Source organism: Haloarcula sp. CBA1115, assembly GCF_000827835.1.
Classification (GTDB): domain Archaea; phylum Halobacteriota; class Halobacteria; order Halobacteriales; family Haloarculaceae; genus Haloarcula; species Haloarcula hispanica.
The window spans coordinates 3157557-3175218 of record NZ_CP010529.1; the positions used below are offsets into that span (position 1 = coordinate 3157557).

Below are 17662 nucleotides of genomic sequence, written 5' to 3' on the forward strand. Positions count from 1 at the left end.
CGAAACCGGTGGCGCGCGTCGGTTCGGCCATCAGTAGAAGCCCCGCGCTACGTCTTCCTCGATGACGTCCTCGAACTCCGCGTCGAGTAGTTCCTCCGCTTCCTCGAACGTCTCCGTGAGTTCGGTCATCTGGTCGGGCCGGTCGTGGTGGTCGAACTCCATCGGGCCGTAGGCCGGGGAGTCCATCGCGTCCATCATGTCCTCAAGCAGCGCTTGCGGCGACGTGGGTGCGTCCGCGTGGGTTTCGAGTACCGTTTCGAGGTTCTTGGCCTTCTCCTTGGCGTCGTCCTCGTCTTCCGGTCCCTGCTGGACGCCGAAGATGCCCGACCCGTCGTTCGGAAACAGCGGGTCGATGTCGTCGTCGATACGGCGGGCCACCTGTGACCCGACGCCCTGTACCTCGAAGGGGTTCTTCGCGTAGGTCTTGAGCTGGTAGACACCGGCGTCGGGGTGACCGAAGTAGATGTCCTCGCCGATACCGTTCGCGCGGTCGCCCCCGACGGCACGCCAGTCCCCCGGATTGGCATTGCTCTCCATCACGTCTTCGAGAATGTCCTGCCAGTCGCGAACGCGCATTGTCAGTTTCCCGTTCGGCCTGGGCCAGAATGAACCCATCGGTCCTGACCGTCGCCGGGCGGAAGCAGGGAGGTCGTGGATACGGACTGGCCAGCGTGCCCACACGACTGTCGCTGCTGTCGGCGACCATACCGGGGATTGATTATCTTTCACGCAGATATCCATGATAACAGCGTTGGGTGTCGCGGTACGGGCGTAAGTTACGAGGGGCGACAAGTGGGTACAGCATCCGAGACCGGCCATGGCGGCGTCGACTGGCGGCAGCTGGCACTGGTAAGTCTCTGCCTCGTCGGGCTGATCGTCGCCGCGTTTCTGGCCCCGCCACCGATCACTGAGAGCGGGATCAGCAGCGGGGGCGGTGACGGGAGTCACGGCACCGAGCCAGTCACGCAGACGCCAGCCGATACGCGGGAACAACGCCGCGACGGTGGCGGGGGCGGCAGCGTCACCGACACCCAGACACCTGCAGGCACACGGGAACACCGTCGCGACGGAGGTGGGAGCGGCGGCGTCACGGGAGGAACAGAGCCGATTCCGATTCCCGGCGATACCGCCCCGCCCACTGCGGACGGCTGTGGCGTCCTCGTCGAGTCAGAGCCGAAAGCCGGGCATCCCCTCACCGTTCTGGTGTATCAGGACCTCGAACCGGCGGCCGCGACCCGTGTCTGGTTCAACGACCGATACGCCGGCCGGACTGACCAGAACGGCCAGGTGACCGCACAGGTTCCGTACCAGCGCGAGCTGAACGTAACGGTCGAATCGCCGGGAACAGAGCCCTGTCAGTTCTACCGTCGACCGTACGAGGAATCGGATACTGAAACAGCAAGCCTCCTCGTGGAAGGAGATGTGTTGTCGCTTGGCGGGACTACCTCGGTCTCAAACGGGGACGGGGACGCACGAAGTACCCTTGGCGCATTTGGGACGGTTCCTGGCGCATCTGGGATGGTCGATTCGACGGCCCCACGCCAGCAGACCGCGGCCGGCAACGACACCGGTCAGTACCGTGTCGGCGGGAGCGTCAACGTGACACTGCTCGGCGAGCCGTACCCCGGGTCGACCGTCCCGCTCGTCGCAACGGTCGACGGCGTGCCAGTCCGAAACGCGACCGTGACCCGCAACGGCGACATCGTCGGTCGAACTGACACCGCCGGCCGGTATCAACTGACAGTCCCCGACAGCGATACCGCCGCAGTAACGGTGTCCCGCGGCGAATTCGAGGGGTCCGCGCGCGTCGACGTGCTGAACTTACACGTCCGCGTCGTGCCTGCGAAGGCCCTCCCGGTACCAGGTGACAGGGCCGCTGTCAACGCTACGATAAACGGAGACCCGGTCGAGAACGCGACTGTCACGCTCGGCGACCAGCGCCGGGGAAAGACTGGCGCTAACGGCGCTGTTGCCGTCTCGCTCCCAGCAAACCCCTCGCTTCCCGTCACAGCGGCAACAGACAGACAGACAGCGAGAACGACGCTCTGGGGCGCGTACACCGGGACCATCGTGGTAAGTTCGATACTGCTGGTGGCAACCGTCGTGACCGTCGCTATCGCCGCAGTGATGTACTCCCCCAAGGTCGCACGCGGCGTCGGTATTCTCTGGACAATCTTCGATTCGCTGTTTGTCATCGGCGTGCTCTGGGAACGGGACGGGCTGGTCGTCGCGCTCGCAGTCGTGGGCGTCGCCGCGCTGTACCACTATCGGACGGCTGCTTTCTCGGGCGGACAGGCGGTCGCATACGCGGCCAAGAACGGCGGTGAAACGGCGGCTGGCTTCGTCGCCCGCGTCGTTCAGTGGACCCGGCGAACGGCACTCTGGCTCGTCGGCCGTATCGAAGCCACGCTGAACATGGGCCGCCGACTGGCCGCCCGTCTGGCGACGTGGCTCTCATCGCTTCCGCTAACGCTGTCAGGGCTGTGGCGTCGCTTCCAGCGGTGGCTCCGGTCGGCCGGGTATCGAGCCATCACTGTAGCCAGGGCTGAAACCACGCCGCGCAGGATTGTAACGCTCGGATTCTCGTGTGTCGTCGTGATACTGAGCTATGTTCGCTGGGGCACGGCCGGTGCCGTCGTGGCTGGGGCCGGGGTGGCACTGGGTGCGGTCGGTGTCTACATCGCTGGCCGGGTCGGCGATACGGACCGCCCGACTACGGCATCTAGCTCCGGACCGAGCGGGTCGGTCACTGACTCGTCGGGCGGCGGCGAATCGGCTCTCCCATCGATTCGCGACCTCTGGCGTGCGTTCGCCAAGCATGTCGTCCCCGGGCGCTGGCGGACGCGGACGCCCGGCGAGGTGTCCCGGGCCGCAATCGACAGCGGCCTCCCGAGGGCACCCGTCGAAGCACTGACAGAGGCGTTCCGGGACGTCGAATACGGCGGCCATTCGAGCGACAGCCGGCGCGAGCAGGCCCGTAGCGCGTACGATGCGCTGGTGGGTGCGAGCGACGAGCAGGAGGACGAAGGGTGAATCGCCGTCGCGTCGGGCTGGGAATCGCCGTGTTGTGTGGCCTGCTACTCGTGGCTGCCGGCGCGGTCCTCGGGCTGACAGGGACGCCAGAGCCGGCGGATTCCGGGCCGAGTGCGGCGGGTGTCCTCGTCCTCTTCGTCTGCGTGCTCGTGGCCTCCTGGAAGCTCTTCCGGACGCCCGACGACCCCTCGGTATCACCGTCGCCGTGGACTGCTGACGACAAGTTCACCGAGGGGTTTCTGGAGACGACACCGACAGACGACGCTGTCTCCGGAACCGAACTCGCGGAACGCGTCGAAGCGGCGGCTGCACAGGCCCGCGACGACGGGTCGGTCGCCGAGAGCGTCGGCCCCGTTCGGGAACCACTTCGGGCGGCGCTCACGGAGGCACTGGTCCAGGGCGGCCACGACCCCGACTCGGTGAAAGCACAGTTAGCCGCGGGGACCTGGACGGACGACCCGGTTGCCGCCGCAGTACTGGACGAATCCGTCACGCCACCGGACCGACCGTTTCGCACGCGCCTGTGGGCCTGGCTGTTTCCCGAAAAAGCCGTCCGGAAGCGGTGCGCACGGGCGATGACGGCAGTCAGCGTCGCGGCCGACGACGCGTTGCCGACAGTGGTCGGCCAGCAGGCGCCGCGTCCGGTGCCAGTCGTCGCCCCAGCGGTCGCCGACCTGCAGCGGGCGGCTGACGGGAGCCTCCAGCGGGCCGTCGACGGGTCGATTCCCGAGCGGGAAGCCGTCGGGACCAGCGCAGACGGCGCGTCTGACGGTGCCCACGTCGACGGAGCCGCCACCGAGGGCGCAACTGCCGCGGACCGCCCGGCTGACTCCGAGTCTGAAGCTGGCGGGACAACGCCGGTTGACGAGGACGGAACGGATACCACAGCGACCGACGGGGCCGACTGGGGCGATGTGACGGAGGTGCAGGACTGATGGGCCGACGAGCCATGCGGTGGCGCGGCGCAATCGTCGCCGCACTGACACTCGCCGGAGCGGGCATCTGGGAGGGGAGCGGGACACTCCTGCTGGCCGCCACACTCCCGCTCTCGTATCTGGCCTACGGAATCCTGTCGACTGCTGCTGTCCCGGCAGCACTCGTCGTGTCACGGGCTGTCGACCCGACGCCAGTGCCGCCGGGGCACCCGGTTGCAGTCCAGTTGACGGTGACAAACAGCGGCCAGCAGACGCTGTCGGACATCCGGGTCGTCGACGGCGTTCCGACTGACCTCACAGTGCTGGACGGGACGCCACGCGGCGGCGAGACGCTTGCGGCCGGCGAATCAGTCACGCTCGAGTACATGCTCATCGCCCGCCGAGGCGAACACGACTTCGGCGAGCCGCGGCTCCGCGTCCGGGGTACGAGAGCCGGCGAGGTCGCGACTGCGAGACAACAGGCGGAGGGCGATGACAGGCTGGTGTGTCAGCTTGACGCCCAGGCACCGCCGCTGTCCGACCAGGGGACCGACCGCGTGGGCCAACTCACAACCGACGACCCCGGCGATGGCTTCACCTTCCACTCGACGCGGGAGTATCAGCGCGGGGACCCGGCCGGCCGCATCGACTGGCGCGGGTACGCGAAGCGGGGAGCGCTGTCGACGGTCAACTACGAGCAGTGGGTGTCGACGACGGTCGTGTTCGTCGTCGACGCCCGCTCGCCGGCGCGGGTGACCGCCGGCCCCGGTCGCCCGACGGCAGTCGAACTCGGCGCGTACGCGACGACGCACGCAGTGACCTCGCTGCTGGATGCCGGTCACGAAGTCGGGCTGGCAATCGTCGGCATCGACGGCGACGGTCCAGCGGGACTGACGTGGCTCCAGCCGGGCGACGGACCCAACCAGCGGTCGCTGGCTGTCGAACGGCTACGGGCCGCTGCTGATGCTGCCGAGAGCGACCCGGCTGGTGGTCCAGAAGACGAGGGCGACACACAGCGGCAGTTCCGGAAAGTGATGGAGGTCGCCGGACCGCGCTGCCAGCTGGTGCTCGTGTCGCCGTTGCTCGACGATGCGCCGGTCGCCGCGATGGAGTCCTGGGCGGCGTTCGATTGCCAGCGAACCATGCTCTCGACGGACGTAACCGCGGCGAGCACCGTCAGCGGACAGTACGAGCACGTCCGCCGTCGGACCCGTCTGGCGCGGTGTCAGGCGTCTGGGGCCCGGACAATCGACTGGCGGCGTGGGACACCGCTGCCGCTCATCCTCGATTACGCCTTCTCCGTTGCAGCGCACCAGCCGCGTGGCAGTGTGCAGCCGGGAGGCGGAGCGTAAATGATCGGCGGGCCGCGACTCGATACACCATCGGCCGTCGGCGACGAGGGGCGGCCGCGGGCGACCAGCCTAACTATCGTCGCGCTTATCGTCGCTGCGTTCGCCCTGGCGACAGGGGTTCTGTCCGGCGACCCGCGACTGTTCAGCGGTATCGCACTCCTCGCCGGCATTGCCGTGGCGGGGTTGACGCTACTGGACCGGGACGGACTGGGACCGACGGTCATTGGCCACCTCTGTTTCCTGCCGGCAGCGACTGGCGTCGTTGCCTCGGTCGGGCAGGTGTCAGTCGCCCCGCTCCTCGCGCTCGGTGTCGCCGTCGCAATGGTCGGCGTCGCGACCGCCTGGACCGACGTGCTCGACAGAGAGACCGTTGCGGCAGCGACAGTGAGCAGCGTCGTTTCGTATCTGTTCGCCGTGGTGGGCCTCGTCGTGGGTACGGTCGTCGTCGCGCTCGCGTGGCTTTGCTGGAAGGTGGTAAGCGCTGTCGCCGGTGGAGCGTCGCCGATAGCCACCACGGTCTGCCTCGGTGTACTCGGCGTCGCCGCGTCGGGCTGCCTGTATTTTGCTGTGACACAGCTCCCGCTCTTGCAGTTGACAGCTCGGAGCCGCCGCGACGCGATGGCGAACAGACTGAAACGGGGTACCCAGTCGCTCAAACTGGTCGCACTCGGTTCGGCAGCGCTCAGTGTAGTCGTCCCGCTGGCGCTTCTGGTAACGCCGTTTGGCCAGCTTGTGGCGTCCCCCCCGTTCAGTCTCGGTATCCGGCTGCTGTCGTCGTGGGTCGTTCTCGCGCCGCTTCTGGCAGTCACAGCCGGCGCGTTGCTTGCTGGTAGCGGTGCGATTGTCATCCGAAAGTTCACGACTGAGTTCGACGCCGCTTCGGTGCGGACTGTCGGGGCCGCCATCGCGGCCGCTGGCTACGTCGTGTTGCTAGCCCCGTTCCTCCTGCGAATCGGTATCTTCGGGTTCGCCTCGCTCCCGGCGGTGTTCTTCGGTGCCCTCCTGCTCCCACTGGTGGTGTATCTGCTTCTCGTTCTCGTCATCGGGGGACTCACGTTTGGCCTGTTGCCGGCGCGTGCCGGCCCCGCGGCACTGACCGCTTCGGGACTCATCTGTGCGAGCACCGGTGCGGCACAGGCCGACCTGTCATCGTTACTGGTGTTTGCTGGCGTCGTCGGCGGCCTCGTTGTCTGGGACGTTGGCACGTTCGGCCTGGGGCTGACAGCGGAACTGGGGCATCGGCCGGAAACGCGCCGGCTGGAGCTGTATCACAGCGTGTTCGCCGTCGGCGTCGGCCTTCTCGGTATCGCCGCCGTCGGTCTCGTCGATACAGCGCGTCACGCCGTCGGTGCCGCCATCGGATCGCCGGAGACAATGGCACTCGCCGCGATCGGTGTGTTACTGCTGCTCGCCCCGCTTCGTGGCTGAGGGACTGCTTCGCTGCTGGCCCGTCCAGAATGTGTCAGTAGCCACTGTGGCTCGACAAACGAGGGCTAATGGTACACATTGATACTTCCCCAGTGTAACGCATGGGGCATGGCCGGGTTAACGGGGGATTTGAGCGTCGAGGCTGCGTCAAACCACTGCCTCGACATTGTGGAGCGAGTTGAGGAGGCTGTCGTCGTCGAACGCCGGGTGCTGTTCGAGACACTGGCTGGCGTCATCGCCAGAGGCCACGTTCTGGTTGAGGACGTGCCGGGAACGGGGAAAACAGTTCTGGCGCGGGTGTTGGCGGAGTCACTTGGACTCGAATTCAACCGGGTACAGTTCACGCCGGACCTGCTGCCGGCGGACGTGACCGGGTCGAACGTGTACAACGAACACGAGCGGGAGTTCGAGTTCGCACAGGGGCCGGTGTTCTCGAACGTCGTGCTCGCGGACGAGATCAACCGCGCGCCGCCGAAGACCCAATCTGCGCTGCTGGAATCAATGGAAGAGCGGCAGGTCAGTGTCGACGGGACGACGCATCCGCTCCCGACGCCGTTCGTCGTTATCGCGACCCAGAACCCCGTCGAGCAGGAAGGGACCTTCCAGCTTCCCGAGGCCCAGCGGGACCGCTTCAGCGTGAAGACGTCGATGAACTATCCCGATGTCGAGGGAGAAATGGGGCTGCTCGACCGGCGGGCCAACCGACAAACAATCGCGCCGTCAGTCGAGCCGGTAATGGGCCCAGAGACGGTGCGCGCCCTGCAGGAGTGTGCGGAAGACGTCCGCGTCGACACCAAGGTTCGTCGCTACATCGTCGATCTGGCGCGGGCGACACGCGAAGACGACCGGACAGAAATCGGCGTCTCGCCGCGGGGCGTCCAGCGTGTCTTCGAGGCAGTCCGAGCCAGCGCAGTCATCGCCGGTCGGCGGTATTCCACCCCGGACGACGTGAAGCGGCTGGCGAACGCGACGATGAGTCACCGACTGGTCCTGACGACGGAGGCGACTATCGAAGGGACGGAGAAGGCCGACGTGATTCAGGCCGCTCTGGACGCCGTCGACGTGCCCGCAGTCTCACCGAATGCGCCGGATACGGACGACACGCCCAAACAGACGACAACAGGCGGGTCCGAACGCGCTGACTCACCATCGGAGGCGACACCAGACGGCGATTCTCGCGGGCAGCGCCCCGAACGGAGTGCTGGTGAAGCAGCTGAGAACGAAGCTACGCAACTGGACGGAGATGACGGTCAGCCCACCGACTCGTCAGGTGACAGTCGGGACCGGAGTGATGATGACAGCGGACACGGACAGTGAGCGCAGGCGGGTAGCCGAACGGCTTTACTCCACGGAACAGCCAGACGTGGTATGGAAAGCGAACGCAACGTCCTCGGCGGGGAGCTGGCCCCCTGCTCGATGGACCCGGAGACCGGATTCATGCGCGACGGCTACTGCTACCCGCTCCAGCGCGACCCGGGTCGGCACGAAATCTGTGCCGTGATGACGGCCGAGTTTCTAGAGTACAGCAAGGCCCAGGGCAACGACCTCGTGACGCCGCGGCCGGAGCTGAATTTTCCGGGTCTCGACCCCGGTGACAACTGGTGTGTCTGCGTCCCGCGCTGGATAGAGGCCCACGAGGCCGGGTGCGCACCGCCGGTGAACCTCGACGCGACGAGCGAGGACGTACTCGAAGACGTGTCGCTGGAGACGCTGCAGGAGTTCGCTGCCGATGGTGACTCGAATGCTGATACGACGACTGAATGAGCCGCGGCGCGAACGACTTTTGAGGGGGCGTCCCGTCGCTTGGGTCGTGCAACAGGGGAGGGCCAAACGATGAGCGTCGACCGCGTTCGTGGCGTCGTCGTCGACATCGAGGAGCCGAAGACGGTGAACACCCAGTACGGCGAGAGCGACCTCTGTGAGGTGACTATCCGGCCGGACCGCGGGGCCGGCGAGCCGACGACGGTGACGCTCTGGGGGAAGTGGACCGAGAACGCCGCGGTCATCGAGACGGGGATGGAGATCGCCGTCTACAACCCCGACGAGCGGGAGTACCGGGGCGAGCAGCAGTACTCCGTCGGCGGCGACGCCACCCTCGTCGTCCAGCCGGATTTCCTCGTCGACGTGACCGACATCCGGGCGTGGGTGCAGTGCCCGCGGATGTACTACCTCCGGAAACTCGACGGCGCAGAGCACGCCTACCCGCTGGTGAAAGGGACCGTCGTCCACGAGGTCTTTGGCGACTTACTTCGGGGCCGGGACCTCGATACCGCTATCGAGGAACAGGTCGACGCCGCCGGCCTCGACATCGGACTGCTCGGCCGGGAGGCCGACGAGGTGGCCGGGGACGTGCGCGACCACGCGTCGGCCATCCAGGGGTGGCTCCAGCAGGGGACGCTTACTGAAACTGATGAGTGGCGCTCCGAGATGACGCTCATCTCCGAGCGGTTCGGGATGAAAGGGCGGGCCGACGCCGTCCGGCGGGGGATGCCCGTCGAACTCAAGACCGGCAAGAACACCAAGCGGGAGCCCCGCTTCCAGGACAAGATTCAGGCGACAGCGTACGCGCTGATGCTGGGCGAACGCGCTGCCGGCGCGGGCAGCGCCGTCGACGCCGCGCCGGACACAGGCACGCTTCTCTACACGAAAAACGCCGCCGTCGACCGCAACGAGGAGAGCGGCGACCTCTCGCCGGCCAAGGAGTTCTCCATCGGGAGCGGCCTGCTGAACTACGTCGTCCGGACCCGCAACGCGATTGCGGCGATGGAGTACGACTCGGGCGTGCCGACGGGCTACGAGGCAAACGCGAAGTGCGAGTACTGCTTCGAGCAGGACACCTGCATGGCCGTCTCCGGCCGTCTCGATCAGGAATCCAAGGCCGGCACGGTCGGCCGAGCGGTCCCGGAGGAGGAACTGGAGTACTTCGAGGAGTTCTACACGGCAGTCGAGGCCGAGCGCCGTGCTGTCCACCGGGAGTACGCGAAGCTCTGGGAGCAGACGCCCGAAGAGCGGGCCGACAACGACCGGGCGCTCATCGGCCTGGAACCGACCGGTCGCCGGGAACTCGACGGCGGCCGCTGGGAACTCCGGGCAACCGGGACGGGGGCCGTCTCGAAGATCCGCGAAGGTAATCTCGTGCTCGCCAGCGACGGCGACCCGGTGACCGGCAACGCCGAACTGGCCCGCGTGGAACGTCTCGGCGAAGAAATCGTCGTCACGGCCGACGAGCCGCTTGACCTCCGCCGACTCGACGTATACCCTTCCGAACTGACGACCGACCGACTCCAGAACGCGCTCCACGACGCCGTGCTCCTCCAGTCGCCCGAGCAGAAGGACGTGCTGTTCGGGCGGCGCGAGCCGGAGTTCAATCCGGTCACGGAGACGTTCATCGACAACAACGACGCCCAGAACGAGGCCGTCCAGCTAGCGGTCGGTGCCGAGGACTTCGCGCTCGTCCACGGCCCGCCGGGGACGGGCAAGACATACACGCTGGCGCGGATGGTGCGGGCCCTCGTTGCTCGCGGTGACCGAGTGCTGCTCTCGGCGTTCACCAACCGCGCCGTCGACAATCTGCTGGAAGCACTGGAGGACCAGGGCTACACCGACATCGTCCGCGTCGGCACGGAGAGCGGCGTCCGCGATGACATGCAGAAGTACCGCCTGGAGACCAGCGGCGACCCCGGCGAGTGTGCGAGTCGGCTCCAGAGTGCGCAGGTCGTCGCGGCGACGACGGCCACCTGCGGCGGGAGCACGCTCCAGACCCAGGAGTTCGACGTCGCGGTCGTCGACGAGGCCGGCCAGCTGACCGAACCGGGGACGCTCGCGGCGACGACGCTCGCCGACCGATTCGTGCTCGTCGGCGACCACCAGCAGCTCCCGCCAGTGGTCCAGTCCGAGGACGAGACGCTGTCGACCTCGCTGTTCGAGCGGCTCATCGACGCCCACCCGGAAGCCGGCGTAATGTTGGACCGGCAGTACCGGATGGCCCAGCACATTCAGGCCTTCGCTTCGCGGGAGTTCTACGACGGGCAGTTGCGGCCCGCGACAGGCGAGGTGGCCGCCCAGCGGCTCGACGACCTCGGCGGCGTCTCAATGGCTGACTTGCCAGAGATACTTCAGGACCGCGTGGCGTTCGTCGCCCCCGACGGAAGCCAGGTCGGCAACACCAACCCGGCTGAGGCCGACCGCATCGCCGAAATCGTCGCGTCGTACCGATCCGCAGGAGTTCCGGCCAACGATATCGGTGTCATCGCGCCGTACCGCGCCCAGGTCGCGGAGATTTCCAAGCGCCTGCCGGACGTGACCGTCGACACGGTCGACCGGTTCCAGGGGTCGAGCAAGGAGGTTATCGTCATCTCCTTCGTCGCCACGGGCACGCTCGACAGCCCCATCTTCGAGGATTACCGGCGCATCAACGTCGCGCTCACGCGAGCGAAGAAGGCGCTCGTCCTCGTCGGCGACGGCGACGCACTGGCGACCGACGAGGTGTACGGCCGAATGGTCGAGTGGGCGCGGGGCTGACTACGTGTCCGCGTCGCTGGCCCTGTCGCCCGTCCGCAGCCCTGCGACGTGTGCGGTGAGGCGCTCCCGAAGCGTGTCTCTGAGTTCTTTTGCGATGTCCTCGTCGATGTCGTACACCCGGGCGATACCACCGAGCAGGCTCGACGAACTCGCCGTGTCGGCCCCCACAGTCGCCAGGTCGCGACGGCGCTGGAACGGGGACCGCGTGACGAACACCGTCTGAAGCCGGTAGTACGGGACGATTCGCGTCGTCCGCCGCCAGAACCCGCTCCGGGTCGCCAGCACGGACTCGTCCAGGTCGTACCCACGGTGTCGCCAGCGAAGGTGGGCTGCCGGCACAACTGTGAGGAAGAGGAGGGCGGCGACCCACCAGTAGCCCGTCTCCAGCACCAGCGAGTCCACGGCGTAGGCGACTGCAGTGAGCCCGGCCGCGGCCAGTGAAAAGCGCGCGAGATACCGTCTGCGGGCGCGCTTCGGCGACCGGTCGAAGTCGAGGTCACCGAACGGCTCTATGTCACGGGCCAGTTCGTACACCTCCTCGCGAGGTGCGAGTGGAACGGCGACGCCCTGACTGGACTGCTGGTTGCCACCGCTGTAGCCGGCCGTCTCGACGGCCAGCGTCGCGTAGCCGAACCGCCGCATCAGGACGTTCTCGCGGATGGTGACCGTCTGGACCTTCTCCAGCGGGATGTTGCCGCTGTAGCGGCGCAACAGCCCCCGCTCGTACCGGAGGTCGCCGTCAGCCTGCGTGAGCTGGAAGCCGTAGTACTCGATGACGGTCAGCGCCACGCTGACGACCAGTGCGAGTAGGAGGAACTGGACGACGGAGAGTACGGCAAAGACGGCGAGCCGCGTGGTTTCCGGTGAGCCGGTCAGCCAGCGAACTACCGGCCCGCTCAGCGATGCGCCAGCAAGGGTCGCATTGAACCGCAGAACCGCCCAGACGACGTCCATCCCAAGCGGGAGTGACGCCAGCGTCAGGACCGGCGCGGCCGGCCGAACGGAGACGAGCGCGTACGTCAGGAGTTCGCGCTGGTCGAACGCGAACAGCAGCGACCCGTCCGGCTCGTCGCGTTCCGCCGTGTCCGATTCGGAAACCGGTTCCCCGAGGTCATTCCTCGCCTGAGTGTCGCCAGCGTGTGTCGGTTTGGGGCCGGTCACGCCGGGCAGATCGGCGTGGGCCGACCGGCCAGGTGTCGCAGCTTCGGACACCGCGTCGGCGGTGGCTGTCTCTGCCGCGGCGGCCTGGTCCCGGTCGTGGGTCCGCACGTAGTTCCGCAGGCGTTTGACCTCGGCCTCGTCGACTGCGTCCAGCGTGGCCTCCGTCGCGCTGCCACCGGCCGTCTCGAAGCGGACGATTGCGAGTCCGAGCAGGCGGTTAAGGATGTTCTGCTCGACGTCTAAGTTCTGGACGCGGCCCAGCGGAATCTGGCGGGACTGCCTGGCGAAGACGCCGGATTCGACAGTAAGCGTGTCGCCGTCGAGTTCGTACTGAAAACGGAAATAGCGCGCCAGCGCGTAGCCGCTAAACGTCAGCGCGCCGAGCAGGCCGAGTAACGGAACCGCAAACGCTGGCAGTCCGAGCATTCCGGTTCCCAGTGACCCGCCAAAAAAGCCGAAGAAGCCGCCTTGCAGCGCTGCTCGGGTGACTCGCAGGACCGCACTTCGCGGGTGGAGCCGGTTCATACCGCGTCCGTGGCCTCGCTCTCGTTTGCGAGGTCACGGAGCTGCTCGCGCAGTTCAGTGGCTCGTTCGGGCCGCAGGCCTGGAATCGTGATGTCCGCGCCGCGGGTCCCGGCAGTGTAGACGACGACACTCGCCAGCCCGATAGCTCGCTCTACTGGGCCGCGCGTGGTGTCGACGTGCTGTACACGAACGTACGGGACCGACGTGTCGGTCCGGGTGACGACACCGCGAAGGAGAAAGAGCGCATCGTCCTGTAGGTCAAAACGCCAAATCCGGTGGGCAGCGATGGCATGGGCAACACCCAGAAGCACCAGCACAACCCAGCCGCCGACGACCACCGTCTGTGGCAGTGAAACCGCGAACCGGTCGACAAGATACGCGATGACGCCGAGCACCGACGCCTGGATAACTGTCGACAGAACCCACAGCAGTCTCACTCGCGGGTGAAGCGACTCCATGTCCGAATCGAGGGGCCGGCCGCGGATTAACGGTTTGGCTCAGGGGCGAAATTGGAAGAGTTCCGGTCCACACACGGACCAAACTATGGGCGGAATCGTCCGAGACTTCGAAAAATCTCCTTGTATAGCCCCGACGCCGGACAAAGCGTATGTCACGAAGCCGACGGACGTTTCTGACGACGCTCGCCGCTGCAAGTGTCACGCTCCCGCTCGCTGGCTGTGCCGGCGGCGACGAGCGATCCGGAGACGAGGGGACGGATACAATGAACGACGGGGCGACTGGTTCGATGGAGGATGAAGGGATGACTGACTCCATGACGGGCGGCGAAGCGAGCGGCTCGATGGAGCAGGTGAACGAAACGGAGTCGATGGGACCCGGCGCAATGACCGAGTCGATGACGGAGTCCACGGCTGGCGAGTCGATGGGTGACGACGTGACGAACGACACCATGGCCGAAAACGAGACGGCGTCGTGAGTCGCGCGGTGACGACCGCAACAGACTCCGCCGGCCTACACGCGCTCGTTGACCTGGTCGGCCTCAGTCGTCGGTCGCAACGGCGCTGTCTTCGGCGTCTCCATCTTCAATCTCGCTCAGCACCCGCTGGTGGAACTCCTGTAAGACGGCGGACTCGTCCTCGGCGAGGACCACGTCGCTGGCCATCAGCGTCGCGAGGCCGAAGGCGCGCGGTGACGGCGAGTCAACGCGAGTCCGGACCACGCCCACGTCGCCGTCCTGCATCGCACGCAGGACGGTTTCGATACCGTCGACGTTGAGCTTGTCCTCCAGAATCTCGCGGTAGGTCTCCTCGACGACGGCGAAGTCCCCGAGGTCCTCGGCGAACCCGAGCAGCATCTCCGAGGAGACCTGCTGTTCGCTCGCGGACTTCTCGTAGCCCTTGTAGCGTTTGAGTATCATCAGCGACCGTGTGGCGTTGATACGGAAGTACCGCTGGAGCAGGTCTGTCCCGTCGAGGCTAGCCCGAAGGTCCTCGCGGGCCGTGTCCGGGTCTAGGTCGCCCACGATTCGGGCGATATCGACTTTGCGGTTCAGCGGCATCGAGAGGGTAAAGCCGTTGTCGGCGACGGCGACCTGCACGTTCGCGCTGGCCGCCTGGGCGATGTGGTAGGCCAGCAGCCGCGAGAAGCCGTCGTTGAACCGTCGGCCGTAGTTCGAGTGGACGTGGTAGTGACGCTCGTACTCGTCGTGGTCCAGTGTCTCCTCGATGACGAGCCGGTCGGTCGTAGACACACTGTCCGAGCCGGCATAGGCTACCTGCTCGCGGAACATCCTCGCGATGGCCCGCACGCTGTTCTCGTCGATGGGGAACCCCCGGAGCCAGTTGCGGACCTCCGACATCCCGCCATCGGCCAGCCGGTCCAGTAGTTGGCCCTGGAAATCGAGTATCTCGCGGCCGAGGTCGTAGGAGAGGGGGAGCCGCTCGGAGAACCACGACGGGACCGTCGGGCGGGCGGCGGTCCGGTCGACGTACACCTTCGACCCGCGGCGGTAGCGGTACTCGAAGTTGTCACCGCCCAGCACGAACACGTCGCCTTTCTCCAGCGTGTCCAGATACGACTCGTCCAGTTGGCCGACCCAGCTGTCGTCGCTCCGGGTGAGCACGTCACACGTAAAGGAGTCCGGAATCGTCCCGATGTTGGTCATGTAGATGACCCGCGCGAGCCGACCCCGTTTGCCGATGAGGTGCTCACCCACGTCGTACTCCTCGTAGTGGTGCTCCCCGTCGGGCGCGTCGTTCGTGTCCCGCCAGATCTTGGCGTAGACGTTCTTGTCTTCCATCCCCGGGTAGTCGGCGGTCATGTACCGCATCAGCTGCTCCCAGTTCTCGTCGTCGTAGTCCCGGTACGGGTAGGCCCGACGGAGGACGTTCTTAAACGTCGCCTCGGGACGGACGTCGTTGATAGCCATGCCGTAGACGTGCTGCGTGGCCACGTCCTGTGCGTTCTCAGGGATGAACACGCGGTCGACGAAGCCCCGCTCGGCCTTTTCGAGCATCACCGCACACTCCACGAGTTCGTCGCGGTCCAGCGCGATGACGCGGCCCTCCACTGTTTCGCCCAACTGGTGGCCCGCGCGGCCGATACGCTGGAGCAACGCGGCCACGGATTTTGGCGAGCCGACCTGCACGACGAGGTCGATATGAGGCATGTCGATGCCCAGTTCCAGGCTCGTCGAGGTCGTCACCACGTCCAGCGTCCCGGCTTTCAGCGATTCCTCGATGTCCCGGCGCTTCTCCTTCGAGAGCGAGCCGTGGTGGCAGCCGGAGTTGGACTCATCGTAGTCGTCGAACTTCTCGCGGAGGTTGTGCAGGACCCGTTCGGCCCCCGAGCGCGTGTTCGTAAACACGAGCGTGTTGGTGTGGGACTGGACGTGGTCGTGGAGCTGGGTGTAGAACCGCTCGGTGACGATGTCCCGCGGCGTGTTGATGAGGTCGTCGGCCGGACAGGACAGCTCCATGTCGAAATCGCGGGCGAAGCGCGTGTCCACAATCTCGTAGTCCCGAGGGTCGCCGCCGGGTTCTGCGCGGCCGACCAGAAACTCCGCGACGGTGTCCAGCGGCTCGACGGTGGCCGAACAGCCGATTCGCGTGGGCGATTCCTCGACCATCTCCTCTAGCCGCTCCAGCGACACGGAGAGGTGGGTCCCGCGCTTGTTCTCGGCGAGGCTGTGGATCTCGTCGACGATGACGTACTCGATGGTTTCGAGCTTCTTCTTGAACTTCGGCGAGTTCAGCAGGATGGCCAGCGTCTCCGGCGTCGTATTGAGGATATGCGGCGTCGTTTCGAGCATCGCCTGGCGCTCGCTGTCGCTGGTGTCGCCGTGACGGATGGCGTGTCGGATTTCCACGTCTTCGCCGCGCTCCTCAAGCTTGGCCGTGATGCCGTTGAGGGGCTGTCCGAGGTTGCGGTGGATGTCGTTGGCCAGCGACTTCAGCGGCGAGACATAGAGGCAGTAGACGGAGTTCTCAAGCTCGTCTTCGCGGGCCTTCCCGAACAGTTCGTTGATGATACCGGTAAAGGATGCGAGGGTCTTGCCGCTCCCCGTGGGCGCGCAGATCAGTGCATTCTCGCGCTCGTGGATGAGTGGGATGGCCTCTTTCTGTGGCGGGGTGAAGAAGCCGCCGTTGCCGGGGACGAACTCGCCGAACTGTTCGACCCACCACTCCTGAACGACGGGCGCGAGGCGGGAAAGCACCTCGGCGTCGTCGATGTCGACCGCCTCCGGGTCGAAAGTCGGGTCCGTCGCTGCGAGACGCTCGCGTCCTCCCATTGTCGGCTCTTACCGACCAGTAGGACCGCCGCGGCAAGTGGGTTCCGCCCTATCGACGGGGAAAACGCCTAAGCGACCACCGTGTCTGGCCTGGGGCATGGCCGAATCCTTCGACGTACTGACGCCGCTGGTGACGCCGTTCGACGCCGACGGCGACCTCGATGTGGATGGCCTGAAATCACTGGTCCGGCACGTCGCCACGACCGGCGTCGACGGCATCGTCCCCTGCGGGACGACCGGCGAGTTCGAGACGCTCTCACCCGGGGAGTACCGGACCGTCGTCCGAACCACGACAGAGACAGTGCCCGAGGACTGCCGCGTCATCGTCGGGACAGCCGCCACCGACGTTGCGACCGTCCACGAGCGGATGGCGTTCGCCGCCGAGCAGGGCGCGGACAGCACACTGGTCGTGCCGTCGTACTACGGCGGCCAGGCCAGCGGGGCGGGCAACGAGGCGTTCTTCGACGCGGTTCTGGCCGACGCGCCGCTACCGGTCTACCTCTACAACATCCCCGGGGCCGTCGGACAGGAGCTATCCGTCGAGACGGTCGCCGCGCTCGCCCAGTCAGACGCCGTGGCGGGACTGAAGGACTCCTCTGGCGACCTCCCGTACGTCACCGCAGTCCTCAACCGGACGCCGGAGGCGTTCACCGTCTATCAGGGCCACGACGGCCTGTTCGTCCCGTCGCTCGTGCTGGGCGGCGACGGCGGCGTCAGCGCGCTCTCCCATCTGCTGCACAGCGAGCTAGAACGATCGGGAACCGCCGTCGCCAACGGCGACGTGGCGGAAGCCAGAACGGTCCAGCGGAAGATCCTCTCACCACTCTCAGAAGCGTGTGCCGAGTTCGGTTTCGCGCCCACCGTGAAGGCGTTGCTTGCCGACCGCGGCATCATCGACCACGCGACGGTGCGGCCGCCCCGGGATTCACTCTCGCCGGACGCAGTAGCGTCCGTGACCGGGCTGTTGTAGTGGCAATCAG

At 66.6% G+C, this 17662-nt stretch carries 13 protein-coding genes; 9 read left to right on the forward strand and 4 right to left on the reverse strand.

The features are described 5' to 3' along the window. Nucleotides 1-30: 30 nt before the first annotated feature. The gene (locus SG26_RS15840; RefSeq protein WP_014040403.1) at nucleotides 31-576 is read right to left on the reverse strand and encodes a hypothetical protein; all 546 of its coding nucleotides are present in this window, start codon (nucleotides 574-576) and stop codon (nucleotides 31-33) included. A gap of 216 nt (nucleotides 577-792) precedes the next feature. Here SG26_RS15840 and SG26_RS15845 point away from each other — a divergent pair, with 216 nt between their 5' ends. From SG26_RS15845 to SG26_RS15875, 7 genes are all read left to right on the forward strand, one after another. After that, nucleotides 793-3033 carry a DUF4129 domain-containing protein gene (locus SG26_RS15845; RefSeq protein ID WP_050038090.1) on the forward strand — a complete coding sequence of 747 codons (2241 nt, stop codon included), beginning with the start codon at nucleotides 793-795 and terminating at the stop codon, nucleotides 3031-3033. Then, nucleotides 3030-3968, forward strand: a complete 939-nt coding sequence (locus SG26_RS15850; protein WP_014040405.1) for a hypothetical protein — start codon at nucleotides 3030-3032, stop codon at nucleotides 3966-3968. Before SG26_RS15845 ends, SG26_RS15850 begins: the two co-directional genes overlap by 4 nt. Next, nucleotides 3968-5299: a DUF58 domain-containing protein gene (locus SG26_RS15855; protein WP_050038091.1), complete on the forward strand. Its 1332-nt coding sequence runs from the start codon at nucleotides 3968-3970 to the stop codon at nucleotides 5297-5299. Before SG26_RS15850 ends, SG26_RS15855 begins: the two co-directional genes overlap by 1 nt. Further along, nucleotides 5300-6727 (forward strand): hypothetical protein, encoded by a 1428-nt coding sequence (locus SG26_RS15860; protein ID WP_050038092.1) that lies wholly within the window; start codon nucleotides 5300-5302, stop codon nucleotides 6725-6727. Between the two features lie 108 nt (nucleotides 6728-6835). Then, a complete protein-coding gene (locus SG26_RS15865) occupies nucleotides 6836-8044 on the forward strand; it encodes a MoxR family ATPase (protein WP_050038093.1) in 1209 nt (402 codons plus the stop codon). A 51-nt stretch (nucleotides 8045-8095) separates the two neighbouring features. Further along, nucleotides 8096-8491: a DUF2237 family protein gene (locus tag SG26_RS15870; protein ID WP_050038094.1), complete on the forward strand. Its 396-nt coding sequence runs from the start codon at nucleotides 8096-8098 to the stop codon at nucleotides 8489-8491. Between the two features lie 69 nt (nucleotides 8492-8560). Next, nucleotides 8561-11248, forward strand: a complete 2688-nt coding sequence (locus SG26_RS15875) for an AAA domain-containing protein (protein WP_050038095.1) — start codon at nucleotides 8561-8563, stop codon at nucleotides 11246-11248. On the opposite strand, the gene SG26_RS15880 is transcribed toward SG26_RS15875, so the two are convergent. Beyond that, a complete protein-coding gene (locus tag SG26_RS15880; protein ID WP_050038096.1) occupies nucleotides 11249-12934 on the reverse strand; it encodes a PH domain-containing protein in 1686 nt (561 codons plus the stop codon). Then, nucleotides 12931-13392, reverse strand: a complete 462-nt coding sequence (locus SG26_RS15885) for a PH domain-containing protein (protein WP_004961231.1) — start codon at nucleotides 13390-13392, stop codon at nucleotides 12931-12933. Before SG26_RS15885 ends, SG26_RS15880 begins: the two co-directional genes overlap by 4 nt. A 149-nt stretch (nucleotides 13393-13541) precedes the next feature. On the opposite strand from SG26_RS15885, the gene SG26_RS15890 reads away from it, so the two are divergent. Beyond that, nucleotides 13542-13868: a hypothetical protein gene (locus SG26_RS15890; RefSeq protein ID WP_014040412.1), complete on the forward strand. Its 327-nt coding sequence runs from the start codon at nucleotides 13542-13544 to the stop codon at nucleotides 13866-13868. A gap of 63 nt (nucleotides 13869-13931) precedes the next feature. On the opposite strand, the gene SG26_RS15895 is transcribed toward SG26_RS15890, so the two are convergent. Beyond that, nucleotides 13932-16682: an ATP-dependent helicase gene (locus SG26_RS15895; RefSeq protein WP_050038097.1), complete on the reverse strand. Its 2751-nt coding sequence runs from the start codon at nucleotides 16680-16682 to the stop codon at nucleotides 13932-13934. A gap of 97 nt (nucleotides 16683-16779) precedes the next feature. Here SG26_RS15895 and SG26_RS15900 point away from each other — a divergent pair, with 97 nt between their 5' ends. After that, nucleotides 16780-17652 carry a dihydrodipicolinate synthase family protein gene (locus tag SG26_RS15900; protein WP_050038098.1) on the forward strand — a complete coding sequence of 291 codons (873 nt, stop codon included), beginning with the start codon at nucleotides 16780-16782 and terminating at the stop codon, nucleotides 17650-17652. The last annotated feature ends 10 nt before the right edge of the window (nucleotides 17653-17662 follow it).